Below are 5,333 nucleotides of genomic sequence, written 5' to 3' on the forward strand. Positions count from 1 at the left end.
CGCCGGTGCTCTCGGCGAGGCGGTGGCGCTGTGGCGAGGCCCGGCCTTCGGCGGACTGCCCGGCGACCGGTTCCGTCGGCTCGCCGCGACCCTCGAGGAGCTGCGCTGGTCCACCGTGGAGTCACACGCCGAGGCCGCGCTGGCCGTGGGCGGCGACGGACTCGTCGCCCGACTGTCCGGTCTCGCGGCCGAGCATCCGCTGCGGGAGCGTCTGGCCGCCGCCTATCTGCTGGCGCTGTACCGCTCCGGCCGCCAGGCCGACGCCCTCGTCCACTATCAGCGCGTCGCCGCGTCCCTGCGCGATGAGCTCGGCGTCGACCCGGGGCCGGAGCTGCAGCGCCGCTTCGAGGCGATCCTGCGCCGGGACCCGGCCCTGGACCCGCCGGCGCCCCGGCCCGGCGTCCCGGCACCACGTGGTCCGGCAGCGGGACGCTCCGGGGCCTCACCCGTGGATGCCGTACCCCCGGGTGGTCGCCGGCGCTCCCGGAGGGTGCGGGCGCTCGCGGCCGTCGCGGCGGTCTTGGTGCTCACCGGCCTGGCCGGCGATCTCGCGGCGCCGCCGCCCGTGATGACCGGCCTCTTCAACGTGGTCGTCGCCCCGTTCACCGCGGCCGGGCCGCAGGCGGTGCACCCGGTCGCCGACCGGCTGCACCGGGCGCTTGTCGAGCGTCTCCGGGGCTGGGTGGGCGAGCAGCCCGGGGTCCGGCTGCGGAGCGTCGGTGATCCCGGCGATCCGGCGGAGCTGGCCCGCCGGCACGGCGCGGACCTGGTGCTGACCGGCGCGGTCCACGGCGCGGGCGAGCGGGCGACCGTCACGCTGGGTCTCTTCGTGACCGAGCGGACGCTCGGCGAGGCACCGGAGTTCGTTGGTGCGCACGAGTTCGCCGTGACCGAGCCGGTCGACGTCCTGCAGCGCAACTGGCGGCTCGGCCACCGTCTCACCGAGGGGATGCTGCGCTATCTCGGCGGCGTCACCGACCTCACCAGGGCGCTGGGCGAGTACGGCCTCGACGATCTGCCCGCAGCGGAACGCCTGCTGGGTACGGCACAGGAGCACTTCACCGCGGCCGGTCGCGCGGTCGGCGGGGTGGCGAGCGGCCGGGAGGTCCTGCATCTGCTGCTGGGCAACGTGATCGGCCGGGCGGATCCGGCGCGGCTCGCTCAGGCGGAGGAGCAGTTCCGGGCGGCGCTGGCCATCGCGCCCGGCTACCTGCGGGCCCGCCTCGGCCTGGCCGAGGCGGTTCGCGCCGCCGTGTCCTGCCGCGCCGGGAGGTCGGACCCGGCCCGGCTCGGTGCGGCTCGCGAGGGCTACCGGTCCGCGCTGGCCGCCTTCGCCGATTCGCCGGGCGGGCCGCTGCTGGAGATGAAGATCCGCCTCGGCCTGGGGCTCACCGAGCAGTGCCTGAGCCTGGCCGGTCTTCAGGCGCGGTGGCCGGCGGCGGAGGCGGAGTTCGCGCGGGTGGAGCAGCTGCGACCGTCGGCCCCGGGCGATCAGCGCCACGCTCTGCGGCTGGCCGCCGAGGCCGCGGCCGGCCGGGCGCTCACCGCCATGGTCACCGCCGGTTCGGCCGACGGCTCTCGGTTCGGCGGCCTGCCGGCGGCCGCGGCGGGCTACCGGCGGGCGCTCGACCTGCTGGCACAGGTCGGCGACACCCGGCCGAGGACCGCGGCCCGCACCGTCGTCTTCCTCTGCAATCTTCGCCTCGTCGCGCGGCGGCTCGGCGATCCGGACGCCATCGCGGAGGTCGACCGGCGGCTGCGCGTGGCCCCCTCCGCGCCGTTCTGCCCGGCCGGATGACCGGTCCGGACGCCGGAGCTCACCCGAGTGCTTACGCTCGTGGCACTGTACGTCTCCGCCGAGGTCCGGCGTGCTTTCGACGACTGGCACGACCGCTTCGAGAAGCTCGCCTTCGCCGAGGACCGGCTTCTCCGGTCGTCCGGCCCGGGAGCAGCGCGTGTGGCGTCTACAGGTCCGCGACACGCGCGTGTGTGTGAGACCGACGCCCGCGACCGGACGAACATCACCGGCGCGACCGTGTATGCGGGTCCGGGTGACCCGCCGCCGGCGATTGAGTCGTTTCGCCGGAGGTGGGATCACGCTCGTGTGGGCCGGTCGAGTCTGGGGTCGGCATCGTGCCTTCCTGTGTTCCCTTCGCCCGCCGGCGGGCGAAGGCGTCGGAGATAGCGCCGGCGGAGCGAGTCTCGTTTCTGCCGGCCAGGTTGACGTTGGTCCAACTATGCCGAGAGCCAGGCGCCGCACACCGGTTCCGGTGGTACGAGAGCCGAGGCGGCACCCTTGTCGGTGGATGATCGCCAGCAGGCGGTGGCCGCCCGCCCTGCCGTCATGATTCACCGGTGGTGGTCGGGTCGCCAGGGTTGCAACGCCAATCCCGATCGCGGTTTGGATCCGTCGGGCGACGTTGCGGGGGTGGCTCACGGCGAGCTCGTCAGGACAGCCGTCGGCGGACGGCCGTTGGCATCACGACAGGGCCCGGAACCGTGTGTACCCGGTTCGGGTTGTGCCACATCTGGGCCACCGGGTTCGAGCCCCGTCAGGCCCACGATATGGCATTCGCGAAGAACGTCCATTTCGTGATGTTCGCGATAGGCCTCTTGAGCTGCGGAAACGCTCTTCACGGTGGAGTTGCACCCTCCCACCGACAGCCAGATCGCGGAGCGGTCCACCCGAATCCCGTACGGGCTGAAGGTCGCCCTGGCCAGCCCTGCTGGCCTGCGCGTCAAGGCGGGGCACATCGGTACCGCGGCCACCGATGACAGCCCCGAACCAATCGCAGGCGACCGCACGCAGCAGCCAAGCGCACCACGAGCGAATCTCGGGGAGCTTCGATCTGGCCCGCGCCGAGATCAGCTCAATACTGCACACAGATCATCAACTACAGACGGTGACATTCACTGTCTCTTGGCCGCATCCGGATTTGCCGATGTGAGTGCGCCATTCTTGGCTCAAACAAAAGAACGGCGTGGGTCATGCACTTGCGTCCACGGAATGTTTCCGGATGAGTAGGAATTTGCTTCGATAGTTCGTCCTGGCGGGCGATTATCAGTATGTATATTCGCTTCTTGTTATGTTCGACAGAGTGAGCTGATTTCAGCGACGCGAATGTGTTGTTTGGGGCGACACGGGTGAACGCGGCGAGATCGGACGGCGCTGGAAAGGAACGTGAGGTCCTCGGTAGGTAGTTCTCACCACAAGATCACCCACACGGTGAGGGCTCCACGTGATCGCCTATCGTGCCATGGTCGACGTCCCCAGGGAACTCGTGCAGCACCTCGGCCGGCTGCTCACCAACGCGTTCGCGTTGCTGCGGCTGCGCCAAGCAGCGATTGCGACAAGGACACCGAGATTCTCGTCCTGGGGCACCAGCTTGCGGTGCTGCACCGCCAGCTCGGCGAGCAGCAGGTCCGGTTCGATCCGGTCGATCGGGTGTGGCTGGCAGCGCTGCTCAGCAGGCTCCCCAGGCAGGCGTTGCAGAACCTGCGGCTGCTGGTACGCCCGGACACGGTACTGCGCTGGCATCGTGACCTGCATGCCCGCCGCCACGCGGCGGCGTCGCGGCCCCGACGGCGAGGCCGACCACGCACCGTCCGTTCGATCCGCACCCTGGTACTGCGCCTCGTGGCGGAGAACCCGTCGTGGGGATACCGGCGCGTGCACGGGGAACTTTCTCACCCTCGGGGTCGCCGTTGCCGCGTCGACGGTCTGGGAGATTCTGCGCGCGGCGAGGATCGATCCCGTCCCGGACCGTGCGACCACGACCTGGGCGCAGTTCCTGCGTTTACAGGGCGATGCGCTGCTGGCCGCGGACTTCTTCGAAACGATCACCCTCGCCGGCGCCAGGCTGTACATCCTCCTCAACCAGCGACACCTGCTATACGCATTACGCGAGTACGAGGCCTTCTACAACACCCACCGCCCGCATCAGGGCATCGCCAACGCCCGGCCACTCGCCCCGTTGCCCGAACCGATCACGGCCCCGGACGGGCGCGCGCACCTGAACATCCGCCGACGTGACCGCCTCGGCGGCATCCTCCACGAGTACGAGCATGCCGCCTGACCAGCATGGATGACATTCTCGGCAGGTACAGCGTCGACCCGGGCAGAGGTGCAGGCGATGTTCGACGAGCTCACCGAGCACACGAACCGGTACCACGTGAAGATCACCGCGTCGACGGTGCAGCGGGTCCGGGCCACCCTGCGTCGGGCGCTCGACGCGGCGGCCGCCCACGGCTACTTGGCCGATAACCCGGCCCGGATGCTCGAGCTGCCGCCGCCTCGCCGGAACCGGCCGGTGACCTGGTCACAGCCGCGGGTGGCGGCCTGGCTGCGTGACGGCACCCGACCGAAGGTCGCGGTCTGGACACCCCAGCAACTGGCCACTCGTCGGCCTGCGGTGGGTCGACGTCGACCTGGCCGACGCCACGCTCACCGTGACCCGAACCCTGGTCGAGCTTCCCGGAGTCCTCGCCGAGTCCGAACCCAAGACCGCCGCCGGCAACCGGACCATCACTCTCGACCCCGCCACCGTTACAGTCCTCGCCGACCACCGGCGGCGACAGCAACGCAGGTACGACGAACACGGAACGATGGCCGAGGAAACCGGCTTCTTGTTTGCTTGGCCCGACGGACGGCCGAGGAAACCGGCCGGCTCACCCACCGGTTCACCGCCCTGGTCACCGAGTGCGGGCTGCCGCCGGTCCGGCTGCACGATCTGCGGCACGGGACCGCGATGAACGCGTTGCACGGCTCGGCCAGCCTGCACACCGTGCAACACCTGCTCGGGCATTCCAGCCACGCCTTCACCGCCGACATCTACGGCACCGTCCCCGACGCCCTGGCCCGAGCCGAAGCCGGAAGTACGGCCGAAACCATCCTCACCGCGATCCGGCAGGTCGCATCGACGGACACGCCCGAGGAACGAGCCGACGGGCGCCGACGACAGCCTCATCACATCCGAATCGTGCGCGAGCGTGTACGCCGGCCAGCGAGCGCTGCCACCGTGCCTGAAAGCAACGACTCCACTGGCGAGACCGGATGATTTGCGATCTTCCCCGAGGGCCAAGCGTCACGGACCTCGTACGCCATCAAACTCAAGGCGGCCAACGATGTTCGCAGATCTATGCGGGTAGCGGTGGGCAGACGGCAGCAGTTCGAAGAGATCGTCGACTACCCGGAGTGCTGTGAAGTCTCGTGGCCCACCGGCGGGCTTGCCGCCTCGCTCGAGTTTCGGACATCGACGTCCGCCCGGCTGCGCCACAGCAGCACGTCAAGCCGGCTGCCGTCATCTTCCTTGGTGAGTGTTTGAGAGTGGGAT

At 70.3% G+C, this 5,333-nt stretch carries 4 protein-coding genes; 3 read left to right on the forward strand and 1 reads right to left on the reverse strand.

Annotated features, from left to right (window positions below):
• A partial coding sequence (locus Ato02nite_RS15495; protein ID WP_213007219.1) for an AfsR/SARP family transcriptional regulator occupies positions 1-1,798 on the forward strand: 1,798 nt, incomplete at its 5' end.
• A 1,449-nt stretch (positions 1,799-3,247) separates the two neighbouring features.
• On the opposite strand, the gene Ato02nite_RS15500 is transcribed toward Ato02nite_RS15495, so the two are convergent.
• Positions 3,248-3,538 carry a hypothetical protein gene (locus Ato02nite_RS15500; RefSeq protein WP_213007220.1) on the reverse strand — a complete coding sequence of 97 codons (291 nt, stop codon included), beginning with the start codon at positions 3,536-3,538 and terminating at the stop codon, positions 3,248-3,250.
• 10 nt (positions 3,539-3,548) lie between these two features.
• Between Ato02nite_RS15500 and Ato02nite_RS51610 the strand changes: the two genes are divergently transcribed.
• Together Ato02nite_RS51610 and Ato02nite_RS52980 are read left to right on the forward strand one after the other, a co-directional pair.
• Complete coding sequence (locus Ato02nite_RS51610; RefSeq protein ID WP_246607009.1) at positions 3,549-4,076, forward strand: hypothetical protein; 528 nt, start codon at positions 3,549-3,551, stop codon at positions 4,074-4,076.
• Positions 4,077-4,634: 558 nt separating this feature from the next.
• Positions 4,635-5,057 (forward strand): tyrosine-type recombinase/integrase, encoded by a 423-nt coding sequence (locus Ato02nite_RS52980; RefSeq protein ID WP_213007221.1) that lies wholly within the window; start codon positions 4,635-4,637, stop codon positions 5,055-5,057.
• Positions 5,058-5,333 lie beyond the last annotated feature (276 nt).

This window comes from Paractinoplanes toevensis (assembly GCF_018332695.1).
In the GTDB taxonomy this organism is placed as follows: Bacteria; Actinomycetota; Actinomycetes; order Mycobacteriales; family Micromonosporaceae; genus Actinoplanes; species Actinoplanes toevensis.

Bases quoted from the DNA above. Each gene is read 5' to 3' on its own strand.
- Ato02nite_RS15500 (WP_213007220.1), bottom strand. From the start codon at position 3,538: ATGCCAGCGCAGTACCGTGTCCGGGCGTACCAGCAGCCGCAGGTTCTG.
- Ato02nite_RS51610 (WP_246607009.1), top strand. From the start codon at position 3,549: ATGCCCGCCGCCACGCGGCGGCGTCGCGGCCCCGACGGCGAGGCCGAC.